At 44.9% G+C, this 20,070-nt stretch carries 20 protein-coding genes and 1 pseudogene; 14 read left to right on the top strand and 7 right to left on the bottom strand.

The features are described 5' to 3' along the window. The first annotated feature begins 217 nt into the window (after window positions 1–217). Together IEY67_RS11075 and IEY67_RS11070 are read left to right on the top strand one after the other, a co-directional pair. Window positions 218–1,249: a hypothetical protein gene (locus IEY67_RS11075; RefSeq protein WP_183671505.1), complete on the top strand. Its 1,032-nt coding sequence runs from the start codon at window positions 218–220 to the stop codon at window positions 1,247–1,249. A gap of 363 nt (window positions 1,250–1,612) precedes the next feature. Next, on the top strand, window positions 1,613–2,842 hold the full coding sequence (locus IEY67_RS11070) for a site-specific integrase (protein WP_183671506.1): 1,230 nt from the start codon (window positions 1,613–1,615) through the stop codon (window positions 2,840–2,842). A gap of 63 nt (window positions 2,843–2,905) precedes the next feature. On the opposite strand, the gene IEY67_RS11065 is transcribed toward IEY67_RS11070, so the two are convergent. From IEY67_RS11065 to IEY67_RS11040, 6 genes and pseudogenes are all read right to left on the bottom strand, one after another. Then, window positions 2,906–3,208 (bottom strand): helix-turn-helix domain-containing protein, encoded by a 303-nt coding sequence (locus tag IEY67_RS11065; RefSeq protein ID WP_038610716.1) that lies wholly within the window; start codon window positions 3,206–3,208, stop codon window positions 2,906–2,908. A gap of 3 nt (window positions 3,209–3,211) precedes the next feature. Further along, on the bottom strand, window positions 3,212–3,376 hold the full coding sequence (locus IEY67_RS11060; protein WP_038610719.1) for a helix-turn-helix domain-containing protein: 165 nt from the start codon (window positions 3,374–3,376) through the stop codon (window positions 3,212–3,214). 239 nt (window positions 3,377–3,615) lie between these two features. Next, window positions 3,616–4,248 (bottom strand): RteC domain-containing protein, encoded by a 633-nt coding sequence (locus tag IEY67_RS11055; RefSeq protein ID WP_183671552.1) that lies wholly within the window; start codon window positions 4,246–4,248, stop codon window positions 3,616–3,618. A 514-nt stretch (window positions 4,249–4,762) separates the two neighbouring features. Further along, window positions 4,763–4,922: pseudogene (locus IEY67_RS11050) on the bottom strand (helix-turn-helix domain-containing protein); the annotation flags it as partial. A 26-nt stretch (window positions 4,923–4,948) separates the two neighbouring features. Continuing rightward, window positions 4,949–5,908 carry a DMT family transporter gene (locus IEY67_RS11045; protein ID WP_122348873.1) on the bottom strand — a complete coding sequence of 320 codons (960 nt, stop codon included), beginning with the start codon at window positions 5,906–5,908 and terminating at the stop codon, window positions 4,949–4,951. Between the two features lie 17 nt (window positions 5,909–5,925). Continuing rightward, the gene (locus tag IEY67_RS11040) at window positions 5,926–6,837 is read right to left on the bottom strand and encodes a glucose 1-dehydrogenase (protein WP_182423187.1); all 912 of its coding nucleotides are present in this window, start codon (window positions 6,835–6,837) and stop codon (window positions 5,926–5,928) included. Between the two features lie 50 nt (window positions 6,838–6,887). On the opposite strand from IEY67_RS11040, the gene IEY67_RS11035 reads away from it, so the two are divergent. Next, entirely contained in the window at window positions 6,888–7,745 is an 858-nt protein-coding gene (locus IEY67_RS11035) for an AraC family transcriptional regulator (RefSeq protein ID WP_038607225.1), read from the top strand. An 84-nt stretch (window positions 7,746–7,829) separates the two neighbouring features. Here the strand turns inward: IEY67_RS11035 and IEY67_RS11030 are convergent, their stop codons facing one another. Continuing rightward, window positions 7,830–8,732 (bottom strand): helix-turn-helix domain-containing protein, encoded by a 903-nt coding sequence (locus IEY67_RS11030; protein WP_183671507.1) that lies wholly within the window; start codon window positions 8,730–8,732, stop codon window positions 7,830–7,832. Between the two features lie 159 nt (window positions 8,733–8,891). Between IEY67_RS11030 and IEY67_RS11025 the strand changes: the two genes are divergently transcribed. The 11 genes from IEY67_RS11025 (at window position 8,892) to IEY67_RS10975 (ending at window position 20,069) form a co-directional block, all read left to right on the top strand. Beyond that, window positions 8,892–9,404 (top strand): transcriptional regulator, encoded by a 513-nt coding sequence (locus tag IEY67_RS11025; RefSeq protein ID WP_183671508.1) that lies wholly within the window; start codon window positions 8,892–8,894, stop codon window positions 9,402–9,404. A gap of 112 nt (window positions 9,405–9,516) precedes the next feature. Beyond that, window positions 9,517–11,208, top strand: coding sequence for an alpha/beta fold hydrolase (locus IEY67_RS11020; protein ID WP_183671553.1), 1,692 nt, complete (start codon window positions 9,517–9,519; stop codon window positions 11,206–11,208). A gap of 9 nt (window positions 11,209–11,217) precedes the next feature. Next, complete coding sequence (locus IEY67_RS11015) at window positions 11,218–11,703, top strand: cupin domain-containing protein (RefSeq protein ID WP_122348869.1); 486 nt, start codon at window positions 11,218–11,220, stop codon at window positions 11,701–11,703. Window positions 11,704–11,724: 21 nt separating this feature from the next. Further along, window positions 11,725–12,450, top strand: a complete 726-nt coding sequence (locus IEY67_RS11010) for a flavodoxin (protein ID WP_183671509.1) — start codon at window positions 11,725–11,727, stop codon at window positions 12,448–12,450. A 20-nt stretch (window positions 12,451–12,470) separates the two neighbouring features. Beyond that, entirely contained in the window at window positions 12,471–13,172 is a 702-nt protein-coding gene (locus tag IEY67_RS11005; RefSeq protein ID WP_122355112.1) for a flavodoxin, read from the top strand. A gap of 225 nt (window positions 13,173–13,397) precedes the next feature. Then, complete coding sequence (locus IEY67_RS11000) at window positions 13,398–14,282, top strand: EFR1 family ferrodoxin (RefSeq protein ID WP_183671510.1); 885 nt, start codon at window positions 13,398–13,400, stop codon at window positions 14,280–14,282. A 19-nt stretch (window positions 14,283–14,301) separates the two neighbouring features. After that, window positions 14,302–14,880, top strand: coding sequence for a flavodoxin (locus IEY67_RS10995; protein ID WP_183671511.1), 579 nt, complete (start codon window positions 14,302–14,304; stop codon window positions 14,878–14,880). 29 nt (window positions 14,881–14,909) lie between these two features. After that, window positions 14,910–16,046 carry an NAD(P)-dependent alcohol dehydrogenase gene (locus IEY67_RS10990; protein WP_183671512.1) on the top strand — a complete coding sequence of 379 codons (1,137 nt, stop codon included), beginning with the start codon at window positions 14,910–14,912 and terminating at the stop codon, window positions 16,044–16,046. Window positions 16,047–16,051: 5 nt separating this feature from the next. After that, window positions 16,052–17,542 (top strand): 4Fe-4S binding protein, encoded by a 1,491-nt coding sequence (locus IEY67_RS10985; RefSeq protein ID WP_183671513.1) that lies wholly within the window; start codon window positions 16,052–16,054, stop codon window positions 17,540–17,542. A gap of 14 nt (window positions 17,543–17,556) precedes the next feature. Beyond that, window positions 17,557–18,969 carry an aldo/keto reductase gene (locus tag IEY67_RS10980; protein WP_183671514.1) on the top strand — a complete coding sequence of 471 codons (1,413 nt, stop codon included), beginning with the start codon at window positions 17,557–17,559 and terminating at the stop codon, window positions 18,967–18,969. Beyond that, the gene (locus IEY67_RS10975; RefSeq protein ID WP_183671515.1) at window positions 18,969–20,069 is read left to right on the top strand and encodes an iron-containing alcohol dehydrogenase; all 1,101 of its coding nucleotides are present in this window, start codon (window positions 18,969–18,971) and stop codon (window positions 20,067–20,069) included. Before IEY67_RS10980 ends, IEY67_RS10975 begins: the two co-directional genes overlap by 1 nt. Window position 20,070: the final 1 nt, after the last annotated feature.

The raw sequence follows: 20,070 nt of genomic DNA, 5'->3' as shown, positions 1-20,070 counted from the left end.
GGGCAGCTGAGTGGAGTTGCTTGGGTTTCCTGTTTGGTTTATTGGGGTGCTACATTGGAAGGAAGATGTAGGGAAGATGTGTCTGTACTAATAGTAGGTAATGGACTTATTTATTATTTATCTGAATAGATAGGAATATTTGGGAGAATATTTAATTTTGTAAAATCTTTTGAATTACAAGGATAGATAACATGTTTAGATGTGAAAGTATTGGGATATGGCAAAAATTGAGATACAAAAAATTGCATTATTAATTGAAGAATTTGAGATAGCAAATAAATTAATAAGATTAGGATTTGGAGAACTACAAAACATAAATCTTGATAATGATTTTTACTTTCTTCCCCTTCAACTCTTATCACAAGGATTTGAGAGGTTTATGAAGGCTTATATTTGTGTTGGCTATATTGAGAAACATGAAACTTTACCTGATACTAAGTATCTTAAATCAATTGGACATGATTTGGAACGACTTTTGATAGAGATAAAAACGAACTATTATAATCATTATAAACCAGTTCAGTTTGAGGTAGATTGGTTATTAATAAATGATGATGTGGATTTAAAAGAACTATTATTCATATTATCAGAATTTGGAAAATTTGCACGTTATTACAATTTTGACTTTATTACTGGAAATGCTAAAATCGGTATAAACCCAAAAGAATCTTGGAGAAAATTTGAAAATAGGATTAAGCCTATTGATATGCGGACAATGGCAAAATTAATGAATCATGATTTAGAACGTGAAGTGTATCAAGAAATAACAAATTATATAATTAATATTTTTGAAAGGTTTATAGCAAGTCTTTCAAGACAAATCGTTTGGGGTACATTAGGGCAGCTAGGAAAACAATTAACAACAAGCTCTTTTTTTGATTATGGTACATGGTATGAAAAAGATTTCGGAAAAACAGATTATCGAAAAAATACAATCAAGTATACAGAAACTCCCAAATCAATACACAAACGAACAACCGCTGATGAATTAAATAGAAAATTTAATCCTGATTTCAAATCAAAGAAAATAAGAAAATGCGATTATAATGGAGATTGGCCTTTTTATGCCGATGAAGTAATAATTGAATGTAGACAAAAACATTGGTGCATCGTCACTATTGACGGTTATGATTACGCTTTAAATGGTGCAGCTAAAGGAAAATATAAACTTGAAGATCCACATGAAGCAGGAATGGCTATTCTAGGTAAAAGCATTGGGGATTTTATTACGATGGCTTTAAATTTATAATGTAAAGGAGTGGGAGACTAACTCCATTATCTGTATGAACTTGGTTTGTAATATCTAAATTCTAATTTGTCAACTTGCCATAAATATATGTTTCAAAAAAAGAAACCAAATATTTTTAAACGATGTGTAAGGATAATGCAACTACGCTAAAAATCAAATGGTTATAAAACATATTTTTAGCAGTGAGGCAAAAGGAAAGCAAAAAAAAGCAGATTTGGAAAGGAGTTAGGTTACCAAATCGTAACTCCGCCAAATATGCTATAAAAAGAAGTGTAATATATTATATTTCAGCCTATTGCTTGTTTTTGCATAGTATCAGATAACTCAACAGAAAGTAAATTTGTAACTAAAAAAAGTTGAGTTATGCGAAGCACATTCAAAGTATTGTTCTACACCAAGAACCAGTCAGTAAAAAATGGTAAGGCCCCGATAATGGGACGCATCACAGTCAATGGAACCCAAGCGGGTTTCAGCAGCAAAAGAACAGTGTCCCTTTCCTTATGGGACGTAAAAGCCAACCGTGCGAAAGGCAAGTCCGAGGAAGCACGCACGCTGAATCAAGAACTTGACAACATCAAGGCGCAGATAACGAAGCACTATCAGTACATCTGCGACCATGACAGTTTTGTTACGGCCAAGAAAGTATATAACCGCTATGCAGGTTTCTCAGAGGAATGCCATACTCTTATGGTGCTCTTCAGAGAACAGCTTGAATCGTATAAAGAAAAGATAGGTAAAGGAAAGGCGAAAAACACTTACCGTGGACTGGTTGCCGACTACAAAAGTCTTTTGCTTTTCATGAAAACCAAAAAGAACATCGAGGATATAGCTATTGACGAGCTTGAGAAATCGTTCATTGAGGATTATTACACATGGATGCTCGGCACGGCAGGCAATGCGAATGCCACCGCTTTCAACCGTATTAACACCCTGAAATGGCTGATGTACATCGCGCAGGAAAAGGGGTGGTTGAGAGTTCATCCTTTCACATCCTTCGAGTGCAAACCGGAATACAAGAAAAGGTCTTTTCTTACTGAAGAGGAATTACAGAGAATCATCCATGTGGATCTGAAATACAAACGCCAGCGTGCCATGCGGGACATGTTTCTCTTCATGTGCTTCACCGGTCTTGCATATGCCGACCTTAAAGCCATTACTTATGACAACATCCATACCGATTCCGACGGAGGCACATGGCTGATGGGCAACCGTATAAAAACCGGAGTGGCCTATGTCGTGAAGTTATTGCCCATAGCCGTTGAGCTTATTGAGAAATACAGGGGTGTGGACGAGAAGAAGGATTCCCCCGATTGTGTTTTCCCCGTAGGCGAATACAACACGATGTTCCTCAGCCTCAGAATCATCGGCAAGAAGTGCGATTGCCATACCGAAATCACCCCGCATATCGGACGTCATACATTTGCAGTTCTGGCCATTCTCAAAGGGATGCCGTTGGAAACTCTGCAAAAGGTATTAGGGCATAACTCCATCCTTTCCACGCAGGTATATGCTGAGCTTATCAATCCGAAAGTGGGCGAAGATACCGACAAACTTTGCGAGAAGATAGGCCATGTTTACAAACTGGCCGTTTAAGACCGACCAAAAGGAATGCCCCTTCAGCCGGTAGGCCGGAGGGACATTCTTTTTGTCTTTTCTTTATTTCCTGAACCTTCGGAAATCCCGATAGTTCTTTTTTAACACCTCATACAGTCCGCTTTCGGGATAAAGAATCTTTCCGCCGATGGTAGTATAGGACACCATGTTCTCGTCACGCAAGGTTTGTAGCGTCCGCCGTGAGATGTGCAGCCTCTCGCACACATCATCTCCAGTCAGGTAATGCTCATCCGCAATCGTGGGACGTATTCTTGCCGTGGCTTCCTCAGCCGCCTTACCCGCTCTCCTTATCCATCCGGTCAGTTCCTTGAACTCTTCTGAATCCTTTGTGATAATGTCTGCCATAGCCTATTTCCTTTTTACAAGTCCTTCACTCAATATCTCCTGAATATCCGTTTCCCGATAGAAGAATTTCCCGCCTATGTTTGAATAAGGGATAAGGCCGTTGTCCCTGTAATTTTGCAGGCATCTCTTCGATATTTTCAGAGCCAGACATACCTCTTGTGCGTCCAATCATTTATCCGGTGCGGGTGAGGCAACCTTTTTACGGAAGTTTTCCAACTGTACCGCCAGCAGACTGAACTGTTTCCTCATTTCCAGATACGCGCTTGTTTCAATAATAGTCAGTTCCATACATGATGTTTTTAGTTTATACATTTTGATGTTTTCTCCGGCAAAATAAGTCATACTCTCCGGTAAAAACAAATGTGCGGAATCAAAGTCGGATTTTGACATCCGTTGGCGTATGACTTTTAAATTAACCGTTTCTCCAGCATCCGGTTATAGCTTACACGCAAGGAATCAATAAAAGGAGTAGTGTCTGTACAACGATCAAACACTTTTCCCCGTTTGGTATATAATGCATTTATTTTCAGATGAAACATATCCTCAAAAGCCCGAATTACACTTATCACAGTCAGTTTGCCACCATTTTTCGAGCTTATTGCACCGGCTGCCATCAACGCAGCCACCAGTTCAATCAAATCACTGTCTGTACCGTTCCAGGTCAACATGATAACAGATTTATCTTTTGTATCTTTCATTATTTCCGATTTCAATTCGGGGATAATATTCCTCAATTTAAATAACTCTTTAACCATTTCTATCTCTGTATCGAGAAGAGATAATGCCTTACCGATAAACACATCGTACAAAATATGCCTTTTCTCCAACATTTGCTCCGATGCTATTTGCATAGAAACCAGCTCTATTTTGGTATAATTCAAGCGACGTAACTTCAATATTAGGTTCTCACTTTGTGGAAGTCCTCCAAGCAGAGTTACAAAATTATCATAAGCAGCAGGCAATTCTTCCGCTACTTGTACCATGCCCTCCAAGTAGGAGGCAAATAGGTTGAAAAGGAGTGCATTTGTTAATATTTTCATCATATCACATTTTAGGTTTTATAAATCATCGCCTCCGACTAAATTATCATAAAAACGTCAAGAGTAAGTACAAACTTCCATATATCCTCATTTTTATCTTTTGCAAAGTTCGGGATTATATAGATAGCTAAAAACGAGGTCGGTACGATTATATTTTAATTTATATTACATACTGATAAATAGCAAGTTATATTGAATTAGAATTAAATAGTATTTCTCCCCCAAATAATTGTACACTCGGTATTTGTTTTCATTCAGATGGATATAGGGTATTAATAGCAGATAAAGCGTAATTATTGACCTATTGAGCCATAATAAAATACCCGTTTTTCTCTTTTCAGAAAAAAACGGGATAAAATTACATGATTTTTAATATTGTCTCAATAAATACCGACTACGGTATGTTTATCATATAATAATCTATTACATAACAATCTATTTAACTAATAAAGAAAACAAATATCGGTATTCCATTTCTCTATTTTTTAGGCTTTTTCAAAAATCAAATAATATCCTAATTAAATGTTCTGTATTCATTCGGAGAACATCCCGCGATACGCTTGAAAGCCTTGCTGAAGTACTGGATATTGATACCTCAAAGCGTAAGGAACATTACTGACAGATTTTGTAGGCTCAGCAAGCAATTCTTTTGCTGCATCCATTGTTTTTACTAATCCTAAGATGTATTTTCTCATCATATTCATCCGACTTTTTCCTTTGTACGTATAGCTTTATAGGACTCCAGTTCCTTCCTGCTCCGGCTCGAAGTAACCAGATAGACACCACCGAAAATGAAGATAACAGCCATGCCCTTGATGAAATTGAAAGAGTCCATACCCCAACAAACGGCAACAATGCAGGCAACAAGTGGTTGGATATAGTTGTACATACCCGCCACGGTGGGACGGAGATTCTTCTGTCCGACCACAATCAGCATGTAGCTGATGAAGGTAGCTCCCACGACAATAAAGGACAAGCCACCCAGTTCGGGAAGATGCAGGCTGCTCCAATCTGTACGCATCAGGCTGCCGGCTGAAAACGGAAGGACACATATGAACGAATAGGTGAACATCCACTTCATAATGGTCACCAGCGAATATTTATTCACGAAATCCTTATACAATACGATGTAAAGGGCATAGCAGAACTGTGCCAGCAACACCAGCAAATCGCCCCATATCATTGTGCCACCCGCGGTTGCTGCCGATGCTCCTTGCTCATGCTGCCCGTTTCCGAGTATCAGCAGCAATGCACCGCTCGCTCCGGCCGCAATGCCCAGCACCTTCTTGCCCGTAATGGGCTCTTTCAGTATCAATGCAGCCAGTACCATAGCCCATAGAGGCATACTGGTAGTAATAATGGAGGCATCACCGGGTGAGCTTAGACTGACACCGAATATGAAACAACCTTGATTGAATACAATACCTAAAAGGGCGGCAACAAACAGGCTTGCCAAGTCCTTATGGCTGACATGTTCCGGTTTTTGAAAAAAAGAAGCTATCCAGAAGAGAACCATCGCACCCCCGATACGTAAATCAGTTACGACAAGAGGCGTAACAGCTCCTCCCAACATGATAAATTTGGATATGGGAGACATCAACCCCCACATGGCATTTGCCCCGAACATGGCGGCATGTCCTTTCCAACAAATCTTTTCCATATGCTATTGTTATGTCTTTAATAAGAAGTCCAACCTCCGTCTGCTACAAATATGGAACCGTTGACAAAAGAGGCCTCGTCAGATGCCAGAAAAAGTACAACTTTGGCTATCTCATCAGGAGTGCATTTCCGCATATTAGTGATATAACCTTCCGAAACTTTGGTCTCGATGTCTCTCCAATTATCAATGGATTTGTCATGAGCCGTTTTTGATCCGATTAAGTTCTCACTGTTTACCCGCAGGTTTGTCTCGACTCTGCCCGGTGCCACCGCATTACAACGGATATTCTTGTCCTTATAATTAAATGCCACATTTTTTGTCAGTCCTATCAGGCCATGCTTGGAGGCGACGTAGGCTGCCCCTCCACCCCTTGCTCCCGTAAAGCCGGCAATGGAAGCTGTATTCACAATGACTCCTCCTCCTTGTTTTTCAAATACAGGAATAACAGCACGGATTCCACGCATCGGCGCTGTAAGATTTGTAGAAATCACTCTGTCCCAAATCTCATCGCTGACCTCGCCTGCCGGAAGAAGTTCATCAAAAACTCCGGCATTGTTTACCAGAATATCAATCCGTCCAAATCGCTCTAAAGCCGAGTTTATCATCCGCTGTACATCATCTTCTCTGGTTACATCCACTTCAACCGGTATAACGTCCGATTGGTTTTGTTGCAACGTGTCTGCAATCTTCCTTACTTCTATACCGTTGATGTCTGCCAGAATAACTTTTGCTCCCTCATTGGCGAATAAGACAGCTATTGCCTTTCCATTGCCGGATGCAGCTCCCGTTACAATTGCAACTTTATCTTTCAGCCTTCCTGAAGATACTTGTGCTAAACTATTAGATACACTTCCCATAAGTAAAATAAATGTTACTATAAATTTTAATATTCTCATGTTTCTGTTTTTTTGTGCAAAGTTAAATGTCATGGAAATGAAGATTATTGTATTTTTGTACCATAAACATGGAAAAATAAGCTATGTGGAAAGAAAATCTATATCAGCCGGTTGAAATACTTTTAAGGGAGCACGATACATTTCCGATTGGAGAGCACCAGCATTCTTTTTTCGAAATGGCTTATATTCTGGAAGGTACCGGAAGTTTTGTTGTCAATTCCGTAAATGGCGGGGAAGAACATCATAACTATTGTGCCGCCGACTTATGCCTGATACCGCCCAATAGAGTTCACCTGTTTCGGACTTGTTCACATAGTCGTTATTTGTTTATCCGGTTCACGGAGAATTATGTGACCGATTATATAAACAGATATGCTGAAGGGGCTCTCGACATACAAGCCGGATACTGTATCCGATTTCAACAGAGTGATGCGGAAATGCTTCACAGTTTGATTGAACTAATTGTCAGGGAGGTATCTGAAAAGAAAATGATGTCGGGCTATCTGCTGAACTACTACGTGAACAGTGTCATTGTGCTTGCTGTAAGAAATCTTTCCACATTGGCCCCGGAGCATGATAATGCGGACAGTAGCAAGGCACAGTATATGCTAAAATACATCAGGCAGCATATCCACCAGCCCGAACTCCTGAAATTGAATATTGTGGCTGAAAAATTTCACCTTTCCCCCACTTATGCAGGACGTTTCTTTAAACGGAATTTTGGAGAGGATTTCAAACAGTACATCCAAAAAAGCAGATTGAAAACGGTGGAAGACATGCTTGTCGGCACTCAAATGAGCATTAAAGAGATTTCAAACAGAATGGGCTATACCGACCCGTGCTACTTGAACAAGTTGTTTCAGCAATATCATAATATGACTCCTTTGCAATATAGAAAGAAGTATTGCGATACACATTTACCTATTAGCGAAGAAAAATGATTATTATGTCGGTAACAAGATGAATGCTAAAGGAAGAATCATAAGTATTTTTTCTTAATCAATTATTACATAGCTATTTATAAGTTAATTTAATTTTCTGTATTCATTCGGCGAACATCCCACGACACGCTTGAAAGCCTTGCTGAAATACTGCGGATATTGATACCCCAAAGCATAAGCCACATCACTGACAGATTTTGTAGGATCGGCAAGCAGCTCTTTTGCTGTATCCATTGTTTTTGCCAATATATATTCTTGTGCAGATAAACCGGTCTCTTTTTTAATCAAATCTCCGAAATAATTCGCAGACAGATGCAACTGGTCAGCACAATAAGCAACGGTTGGTGTACCGAATTTAGAGGGTTTATCCGAAATGAAATAGTCATTCAGCAAGGCTTCGAAAGAACCGAGCGTATCCTTGTTCTCTTTTTTGCGGGTAATGAATTGTCGGTCATAGAAACGGATGCAATAGTTGAGCAACAATTCGATGGCAGAAGCGATAATCAGGTTGCTGTGGCGATCTGCCTTGTCATATGTCTCCTCGTCGATTTTTGTCAGACAGTCGATGACGGTCTGCTGCTCCTGCTTGGAGAGGTGCAACGCTTCATTGGCGGCATAGGAGAAAAAAGTATAATCCTGCATATGGCGGCCGAGCGGCGTGCCCCGCAGCAAGTCGGGATGGAACAGCAGACACCAGCCCGAACCAGTAAAAGTTGTTCCGTCGGCTTCATGTCCGAACACTTGCCCCGGAGCGATAAACACCAACGTATTTTCTTGAAAATCGTAGGAGCGTCGGCCATAGGTCAAATCGTCCGTACACCGTAATTCTTTCAGGAAGACCACATACATTCCCACGTGCTTGCGTGCATGGGGTACAGGGTGCGGCATACGGCTTCCTTCGATGACGCTGACCAACGGATGCCTCGTTTCCACACCCATGTAATCATTGTACTCCTTTATCGTTTTCAGTTGCATAATCTTCTCCATAACAGTCTCTTTCATTGTTTCTATGCAAATGTAGAAAATATCTTTGGCTTATCGGTTCCAATCTGTAATAATTATACATGAAACCGTAATTCATACCCTATGAAGCACTCGGACAACCTGTAATTTTGCATCGTGGAAAACTGAATAAAAGAAAGAACAATGATACAAATGAATAATTCGGGACTTATGACCATTGATAAGTTCAATAAATTGACGGGACATGAAACACTGCATCCGTTGATCTGCATGGTCGATTTGTCAAAAGCAAATCTGACCGAGGATATTCGGATGATGTGCAATTTTTACGGGCTGTTGTATTACAACGATTCAGAGCAAGAAAAAGCATCTGAAAAAGAGTGGCTACGACTGGTTTATCCCGGCGAAACGGTTGAAATACCCTCGAACCGGCATCGACATACCGGATACTATTCGGGTGTGTTGTTTCATCCCGATCTGTTATGCGACACATCGCTTGAAAACCGTATCGAGACCTATCCGAAACGCTGCTGCTGTAAGGGCGCATTGTCGGAGCACGAAAGGAGAATCATAACCGATAATCTGCGGGAAATCGGAGAAGAGTTGCACCATGCCATCGACCGGCATAGCGCAACGATCATCGCTTCGCATATCGAATTGCTACTCAATTACTGTGTACGTTTTTGCAGTCAGTGAACTATAAAAACCGTAATAATTATCCTTCAAACCGTAATTCGTGATAGGTCGGGGCGAAAATTCCAGCCTAATTTTGCATCAGGTAAAACAGATAAATAAAATGATAGAGATTATGAAAATAAAATTAAAAATTATGACAACCCTATTCGGTGTTTTTTTCGGATGCGGAATCGCAGACTCTCAAACACCGAAAGCAGAACAAGCTATGGACAGTAAACGACAACACATTGCAGAGGTCGCAGCCCTTACGAGTACGGGAGACCTCGACAAACTGAAACCCGTCCTCACGGACGGGTTGAATGACGGCATGACCGTCGGTGAGCTGAAAGAAGTGATGGTACATGCCTACGCCTATTGCGGTTTTCCCCGTGCCCTGCGCGGACTGCAAACATTAGTTGCGGTACTCGACGAGCGTAAGGCAGAAGGTATCGAAGACGATTGGGGACGCGAAGCGTCGCCGATAACCGATACCCGCCGTAAGTACGAGCGCGGACGCGACATTCTCGCAGAAATTTCGGGCGTTCCGGCAGATGCACCGAAAGCCGACTATGCAGTACTGGCTCCGGAAATCGAGGTATTCCTCAAAGAACACCTCTTTGCTGACCTTTTCGAACGGGATGTATTGACCTATGCCGAACGGGAGTTGACGACCGTCGCCGTCATCGCCTCTTTGGGCAAAGGCGTAGAACCAATGCTGAAAGGACACATGGGTATCGCGCTGAATGTCGGCGTGACACCGGATGAACTGCGCGGTGTGCTGGCTATAGTCGAAAAGCACGTCGGACGCAGCGAAGCCGATGGCGGCAGACTGGTTTTGAACGAATTGTTGCAAAGCAAAGGATTGATCGCCAACCCGGAAACACCGGTCGAGACAGTCGAGAATGGCGTGAAGAAACAGAAAGTTACGTTCCATAACCGCTTTCTGATTGACATTGCAGGCGACCTTTATCTGCCTGCTGGTTATGACCCTGCAAAGAAATATGCCGCCATCATCGTCGGGCATCCTTTCGGTGGTGTCAAGGAGCAGACTTCAGGACTTCATGCCCGCCTTCTGGCGGAAATGGGTTATGTGACATTGGCGTTCGATGCGTCCTATTACGGTGAGAGCGGCGGTTACCCGCGTCGCATGGAATCACCTGAAGTAAGGGTGGAAGATTTCAGCGCGGCAGTCGATTTCCTCTCGAATCATCAGGCGGTCGATGCAGATAAGATAGGTGTAATCGGTATCTGTGGCGGGGGATGTTACTCTGTCAGTGCTACGCAGATAGACCATCGTATCAAGGCTCTTGCCACCATCAGTATGTACGACATGGGACGTGCCCGCCGTCAGGGTGTGGGCGACACGCAGACCTACGAGCAGCGTATGGCGATTCTCGATGAGATCGGTCGTCAGCGCACGGCGGAATACGGTGGAGCCACACGTCGGGATATTCGCGCCCTGCCCGAAAAGGTAGATGAGAACACGCCGAAGTTTGCCATCGATTTCCTCGATTATTACGACAATCCGCAGCGCGGGCAGCACCCCAACTCTACGGGTTATTACTCTTACACGAGCCTTGCGCCGATGATGAACTTCTTCCCGTTCGCGCAAATTGAGACCATATCTCCACGTCCTGTGCTTTTCATCGTGGGAGAAAATGCGGTGTCGAAATATTTCTCGGAAGACGCATACGAGAAAGCTGCCGAACCGAAAGAATTGTTCGTCGTTCCCGAAGCAACGCACGTGGATTTGTACGACCAGCCGAAATATCTGAAAATCACGATTCCGAAACTGGACGCTTTCTTCAAACAATATCTAAAATAACGATTCGATATGAAAAAGATAACTTGCTTATTTTTACTGGTTGCAGCACTCGGTGCCTGTACCCCGAAACCGGAAAACAAGGTTGAAACAATCCAGCCTGCCACATCCTCTTCCATCTTTCCCAAAGGAAATGTCATTGAAGGTGCTAATTTCAACGGTACGGCCTACCTCCAACGGTTGATGACCGACAGTGAAACATTCGATGTAGTAGTGTCCGACGTGATATTCGAGCCGAAAGCCCGAAACAGTTGGCACTCGCATCCGGGCGGCCAGATTCTGATCGCCACTGCCGGAAAAGGTTACTATCAGGAAAAGGGGAAACCCATACAAGTTTTGAATCCCGGTGACGTGGTCGCTATTCCGGCAGACGTGGTGCATTGGCACGGGGCGGCTTCCGACAGCGGATTCACGCATATAGCAATCAATACAAAGGTTCATTTGGGTACTACCCAGTGGTATGCTCCCGTAACCGAAAAAGAGTATAACAATAAATAAACATCAAAGAACAGACTGAATATGAAAAAGTTACTTTTTATTCCACTCTTGCTTCTTTCTCTGACGACTATGGCCGCTTGTTCTCCCGATGATGATCCTATGTCGCCAACGGAGCAACCCTCCACTCCCGAAGAACCGGGCGATGAAGAAAATCCCGATGATTTTGAAAATCCGACTAACCCAGATGAACCCAATACTCCGTCCGGGAACGGCAATATGCTTGTGGTTTACTTCTCCGCTGAAGGACACACCGGGGCCGTAGCGGAACGAATCGTGGAGCTTACGGGTGCTGACATCCATCGGATTGAGGCTGCCGAACCGTATGCCGCAAATCCTTACGATGACAGCGACCGCATCCAGCGTGAAGCCTACAACGACCTGCGTCCCGGAGTGGCGAACCTGCTTGATGAGGAAACGATTGCGAAATATGATACGATTTTCGTCGGTTCGCCTTGTTGGTGGCATCAACCTGCGATGGTAGTCTGCACGTTCCTCGAAGCATACGACTTGAAAGATAAGGTTGTCATTCCGTTCTTTACCTATGGAGCTACTACCTATCTGAACGAATCCATGCAGAAAATTTATAAGGTAACACCTGGCTCAAAGCATATTCCGGAAACACTTCCCGAAGACCTCGATGCGGACGACATTACGACGCCGGGGCGTCCCGACGATGCGGGTATTGATATGCCGGGCAGTGCAAACGGTACGGAAGGCTGGTTGCGTCGAATTGGAATTATTGAATAGACTTATAAAACAAGTAAAGAATGAAAAAAGGAATTATAACAATGAGTGTACTGGCAATCATTGCTTGTACGATAACGGCCTATTGTTGGGCTGCCGGGAACGAGACCGTATCGGAGAGTACAAATGTAGCGCAATCCCTATCCGGGCAACAAGTAAAATCGACTTCTCAAAATACTAAAGGAAAAGCTTTGGTGGTTTATTTCTCCGTTCCCGAAACGGATGGAGTGGATGCTTCTTCCGGAGCCAGCCGCCTTATTTCCAATGGTAAAGTAATGGGGAATACGCAATACATCGCATCCGTCATCGGGGAAGCTACGGGTAGCGACCTTTTCGAGATAAAGACCGTACACACCTATCCCGGCTCGCATAAGGCATTGATCGATGCGGCAAAGGTCGAGATAGACAACAATGCCCGTCCAAAGCTGGCTACACACATCAAAAATCTCAATGACTACGATGTGGTCTTCATTGGATTCCCCAACTGGTGGTACGATATGCCGATGCCGCTATACTCGTTCTTCGACGAATACGACTTCGGTGGTAAAACCGTTATCCCTTTCTGTACGCATGGCGGCAGCCGTTTCTCGGATGCCATCAAGACCATACGGGAGTTGGAGCCTAAAGCCTCCGTGTTGGATGGTTATGCAATTCCCCGTGACCGTGTCAGCGAAGCGAAACCCAATGTCTTGAACTGGCTGAAAAGAATCGGAATGGCCGAATAAATGATAACGGTTCAAACCTATCCAATAAGTTACCCGACCGGATTTCCGGCCGGGTAACTTGCTTAATAAGGGATATATAAAGTTAAATGAGGATACTTTTTCAAGTATAATTTCAATCTGTAATAATTATACGCCAATCCGTAATTCATATAAGGTCTCCCTTGCTGGTCTGACGTAATTTTGCATCAGATAAAGAAATGAATAACAAGTAGTTTTAATACGAATATGAACAATGAAAAAATAACCAGAAGAGAAGCTCTCAAATGTATGGGAACTACATTGGCAGGGTTGGCATTGACCGCATCCGGGCTCTCCTCTATCACGTCCTGCACGGAAGAGAAAAAGAGACGTCTGGTATTCTATTTCACGGGAACCGGGAACTGCCTCTACGTGGCTCGGAAATTCGCGGAAAATCCGTTGAGTATTCCGCAGATTATCAGGCAGGACAAGCTGGAGTTCGAGGCGGATGAAATAGGTATCGTTTACCCCATTTACGGACATCTTGCCCCGCAAATGGTGCAGGAGTTTATCCGAAAGGCCAAACTAAAAGCCCCTTATCTGTTTTCCATCCTTACCTACGGCAACCGCAAGTGCAGTGCGACCGAACTATGGAACAATCTGGCAACAGAAAACGGGACGCGCTTCGACTATATCACCACCCTGAAAATGGTGGATAACTTTCTCCCGTCATTCGATATGAATGAACAAGTAAAAATCGACAAGCAGGAAGACAAGCAAATAGCCGAAATCATGCAGGACATACAGGCACGCAAGCACTGGATACAACCCGTTACCGAGGAGGAACGACAGCAGCACGCCGAGTTCATGCAACGTGCGGGACACACTCTTTCCCCTTCCGCCGAAAAGTTGCTTGTCATCAAGGAAAACTGTATCGGCTGTGGAATCTGTGTAAAGGTATGCCCGCGCCGGAACTATACCTTGACGGGCGAAGGTGTTCAATGCAAAGGAGCCTGTGAATATTGCCTCTCCTGCGTTCAGAATTGTCCGCAAAAAGCCATCACACTCCGTGCGGGAGAGAAAAATCCCGATGCGCGATACCGCCATCCGGATATTTCACTGAATGACATTATAAGAGCCAACAGACAATAACTTCAAAAACAATATGATTATGAAACGAACATTTTTTTATTATGTATTTATGGTACTGGCTATAATGACGCTGGCAAGCGCGTGTGACAAGGATGATTTCGATACGGATTATCCTTCCGATGAGATCGAATACGATGGTAGCCGCAAAATTTTAGTGGCTTACTTTTCCGCTACGGGCAATACCCAGCGGAGAGCCGAGGAGATCGTGGCGGCGACCGGTGCGGACGTTTATCGTATCGAGGCGTCCGAACCTTATGCCTCGAATCCCTATGACGACAGCGACCGTATCCAGAACGAATCGTACAACAACCTGCGTCCCGGTGTCGGCAACCTGCCTGAAAATATCGACGAATACGATGTGATTTTTGTCGGTTCGCCGATATGGTGGCACAATCCGGCAATGGTCGTCTGTACGTTCCTCGAAAACTACGACCTCGAAGGTAAGATCGTTATCCCGTTCTTCACTTACGGCTCGACAGAATATCTCCAGCAATCCATCGACAAGATTCATGAGGTGACGCCCGCTTCGGTTCATCTGCGTACCTATACGGGCGGTGGCGTAGAAAGTTGGTTGCGCGACATCCATATCATCCAATAATACCAATGAGAATAAGCAATAATATCAATATGAAACGAAATATCATTTTAGCAATTATGTGTACAGTATGCACAATGACAGCCTCGGCACAATGTGTCGGAGGCGTGCTGACCAAAGGATTCGCCGTTTTCAAGAACGACGGTCAGTTCAAACCATACGCATTTACCCGCCACGCTGTCGGCGATAATGAAATCCAGATTGAAATTCTCTACGCGGGTATCTGTCATAGCGACATCCACCATGTCCGCGAGGATTGGGGGCCTGAAAAATACCCGATGGTTCCCGGACACGAGATTGCCGGACGTGTGGTGAAAGTAGGCCGCAACGTCACGAAATTCAAGGTAGGCGACTATGCCGGTATCGGGTGCATGATCGGTTCATGCCGTCATTGCGAGGCTTGCGAACATGATCTGGAGCAGTATTGCGAGGAAGGGGCTATCATGACCTACCATGACATAGACCGCTATAACGGTAACGAGCCGACGCAGGGCGGTTATTCCGACAACTACGTTGTAGCGGAAGACTTCGCCATCAAGATTCCGGCAAATGCCGAAATCGAAAAAGTCGCGCCACTACTCTGCGCCGGAATCACGACCTATTCGCCTATCCGTAATGTAGGTATCAAGAAAGGTGATAAGGTCGGTGTCGCCGGATTCGGCGGGTTGGGACACTTGGCTGTGCAGTATCTTGTGAAATTGGGAGCTGATGTGACCGTATTCGATGTAACGGAAGCAAAACGTGCGGATGCCGCACGCATGGGGGCTACCCGTTATGTCAATGTGAACAACAGCGATGAATTGCAAGGGTTGAACAAGCAATACGATTTCATTCTCTCCACCATTCCCGCCAAGTATGATCCGGTAATGTATGTGAAAATGTTGAAGCTGGACGGTCAGCTCGCTATCGTCGGAATCCCCTCGGCAGCCAATATGCCGAGTATTCCGGTAAATGCCATCGTAATGAACTCCAATCGCAAGATTTTCGGTTCCCAGATTGGGGGAATCAAGGAGACGCAGGAGATGTTAGACTATTCGGTCGCCAACGGTATCTATCCCGAAGTCGAAATTATTCCGGCTGACGGAAAAACGATTACTGAAGCCTATCAGAAGGTCGTGGATGGAGATGTAAAATTCAGGTATGTGATAGATATGAAAACCCTTAAATGATAGCTATGTTACGGAAAATAAGGGCTATACTGGCAATCATCTTTTTTGTGTCTGTCACGTTGCTGTTTCTCGACTTCACGGGAGGGTGGCATACATGGATGGGATGGATGGCAAAAATACAATTCTTACCTGCTCTGCTGGCCTTGAATGTAGGTGTCGTGGCTCTGCTCGTTGTGCTGACACTGCTTTTCGGTCGCATTTATTGCTCCGTCATCTGCCCGCTGGGTGTCATGCAGGATATTGTTTCGTGGGTAGGCAGTCGGCGTAAAAAAGGAAAAAACCGTTTTTCCTATTCTCCGGCAAAATCTGGAATCAGGTACGGCGTATTGGCTCTTTTCCTCGTGGCGATAGCAGCAGGCGCAGGTTCGCTGGTCGCCTTGATAGCTCCGTACAGTGCTTACGGTCGGATTGCCCAAAATTTACTGGCTCCGTTTTATGGATGGGGAAACAACCTCTTGGCCTACCTTGCCGAGAGAGCCGAAAGTTACACCTTTTATGAAACGGAGGTCTGGATGAGAAGCCTGCCGACATTCATTATAGCCATTGTTACTTGTATCCTGTTATTTGTCTTGACATGGCGTAACGGACGTACCTACTGCAATACGGTTTGTCCGGTAGGTACTGTACTTGGTTTGCTCTCGAAATATGCACTTTTACGTCCGGTCATTGATCCCAAGAAATGCACCTCGTGCAGTTTGTGCGCCCGAAAATGCAAGGCGTCTTGTATCGACTACAAGAATCACGAGATAGACCATTCGCGTTGTGTGGCTTGCATGGATTGTCTCGATGCCTGCAAACACGGGGCCATCTCTTATACCCGACGACGGGAACGGGCAGCCGTGCTATCATCTAAAACAGAGGAACAGAATCCTTCCCGACGCCATTTCCTCACCGGGGTTGCTCTTCTTCTCGGTACTGCTGCGGCCAAAGCGCAGGAAAAGAATGTGGACGGCGGGCTGGCTGTTATTCTCGACAAGAAAATTCCGAAGCGCACCACACCTCTTGTCCCTCCCGGAGCAGGTAGCCTGTGTAATATGAATCGTCGTTGCACGGGCTGCCAGTTATGCGTGTCGGTCTGCCCGAACGGGGTACTGCGCCCTTCCTCCCGGTTGGAAACGCTTATGCAACCGGAATTTTCTTATGAACGCGGTTATTGTCGTCCCGAATGTACGAAATGTTCGGAGGTTTGCCCGGCTGGAGCAATCCGAAAGGTTTCTGCTGAAGAAAAGTCCGCTATACAGATCGGCCATGCCGTATGGGTAAAGGAGAATTGCGTTGTCCTGACAGACGGCGTGCAATGCGGTAATTGCGCCAGACATTGTCCGGCGGGAGCAATCTCGATGATACCCTCCATCCCCGACGATGATTTCTCGCCCTTGATACCGATGGTGGATACCGAACGGTGTATCGGGTGCGGTGCGTGTGAAAATCTGTGTCCGGCACGTCCGTTCAGTGCCATTTATGTCGAGGGACACGAAGCCCATAGAATCATATAAAATCAGATAACAGTATGGAAAAAACAGATAAACATAGGATAGACCGGCGTGAGTTCCTGAAGCGGTTGGGAGCCGGAGTTACTGCGGTGTCTGCAACGACGGTTGCGGGATGTTCCTTTCGGGATGCCGGAACCGGAGGTAGCGCACAAGGCGAAGTCCCGACCGATAAGATGACCTATCGTATCGATCCGAAAACGGGAGAGCAGATTTCGCTACTCGGCTATGGCTGTATGCGCTGGCCTATGATGCCGTCGCCGGATGGAACTGGAGAAGTTATCGACCAAGAAGCAGTCAACGGATTGGTAGATTATGCCCTAGCGCATGGAGTGAATTATTTCGATACGGCTCCTCCCTATTGTCGCGGGCTTTCAGAGAAAGCCACCGGAACAGCATTGAAGCGCCATCCGCGCAATTCGTACTATCTGGCAACGAAGATGTCGAACCACCGTTTGGCCGGGCAAGGGTTGTCTCCCGAAGAGCTGTTCGATGCTTCGGTAAAGATGTACCGCCGGTCGTTCGAGGAGTTGCAGGCCGATTACTTCGATTATTACCTGCTCCATATAGTAGGTATCGGGAGCGGTATGCCTTTTTTGATGGAGCGTTTTTTTGATAACGGACTGCTCGACTTTCTGCTTAAAGAACGGGAAGCGGGGCGTATCCGGCATTTGGGTTTCTCCTATCACGGGGATGTGAAAGTGTTCGATTACCTGCTCTCCCGACACGATGAGTTCAAATGGGATTTTGTACAAATCCAACTGAACTATATGGACTACCGGCACGCTTCAGGTATGAATTTCAACGCGGAATACCTCTATGCCGAGTTGGAGAAACGTGATATACCGGCTATTGTAATGGAGCCGCTGTTGGGCGGCAGACTTACCACGCTGACCAACTACCTGAACGGCAGGCTCAAACAGCGTTGCCCGGAAGATAGTATCGCTTCGTGGGCATTTCGTTTTGCGGGTTCGTTTCCAAAGGTATTGACCGTATTGAGCGGCATGACCTATATGGAACATTTGCAGGACAATATCCGTACCTTCTCGCCGCTCGATCCTTGTACAGAAGAGGAGTTGGCAGTCTTGGAAGATACGGCGCAGACTATGCTGAAATACCCGTCGGTTCCCTGTACCGCCTGCCAGTATTGTATGCCTTGTCCATACGGATTGAATATTCCTGCCATATTCGCACATTACAATAAGTGCATCAACGAAGGGAATATTCCCGTCTCTTCGCAGGACGAGAATTATCGGAAAGCTCGACGGACATTTCTCGTCGGATACGACCGTTCCGTGCCGAAATTGCGGCAGGCCGACCATTGCATCGGCTGCGACCAATGCGTACACCATTGCCCGCAAAGCATCAATATCCCGGCACAAATGCAGCGAATAAACTTCTTTGTGGAACAACTTAAACAAGAGACATTATAATGAAAGATTTTATTTTCAGAAACGATACGAAACTGCTCTTTCGTAATGATATACGGGAGACTATCGCAGAAGTGACTAAAGGGCATAAAGTGATGTTTGTTTACGGTAGCGGTTCCGTAAAACGAAATGGGTGCTACGATGATATAATCCGAACATTGACCGATGCCGACATTCATTTTGTGGAATATGGAGCTTCTTCAAGGGAATTTTCCAAAATACAAGAGGGTATTCGGTTTGCCAAGTCCAACGGCGTAACCCTGATTGTCGGAGCCGGAGGCGCAAGTGTGATGGATAGTGCCAAATTGATGGCTTTCGGCTTTTATCATGAATCCGATTTGTGGGATTACCTGAAAGGGAAACCTTCTTACGGGCTGCAACGACTGCCGCTCGTATTGATACCGACCTATCCGTCCAGCGGTTCGGAGAATGGACTTGGGGCTGTATCCGTCGATTCGAAGACGGACGATTTCGGAACGGCATACGGCATACCGGCCGACTATGCTATTCTTTGTCCCAAATATTCCCTGACTTTAGACAAAGAGATGACCGCATATACGGGACTTGTTACACTGGTTCAACTATCGGCGTGTATTTTGGGCGACAAAAACCGGATGTCCTACGATGCAGGAATTTCTTATATCAAAAACGTACTCGAAGCGACGAAGACTTTACTGAAAAATCCGAATGACCTTGATGCAAGAGGTATTATTATGATGGGCGCATCTCTTTCCACTTCGTCCAGAATGGGCATAGGAAAAGAGGAGGCTTACGCATACGACATTTACGAGTTGGAATTTCTTCCGGAAAAGTTATTCGGCAGTTCTTACCGTAGAAGCCTGACGTCTATTTTTCCGAGATTCCTCGAAGCGATGGGAAAACGCCATGCGGAGGATGTCGGAAAATACTATCTCGACGTATTCGGTTTCGATTCTTCCATAGAGGAATCTTCGAGGAAGCTGGTAGCGTTGTTTTCCGATTTCGGGATGGATATGTATTACGATGGCATAATCAACCACGAACAAGTCGGCTGTATTCCTTGCGATACGGAACTTGATGAAAATGAAATCTTTGAAATGATAAACGGGTTAATTCGCAAATAAT

This window comes from Parabacteroides faecis (assembly GCF_014647375.1).
Classification (GTDB): domain Bacteria; phylum Bacteroidota; class Bacteroidia; order Bacteroidales; family Tannerellaceae; genus Parabacteroides; species Parabacteroides faecis.
Note: the sequence above shows the minus strand (reverse complement) of the source record. Positions and strands in the feature narration are given on the sequence as shown.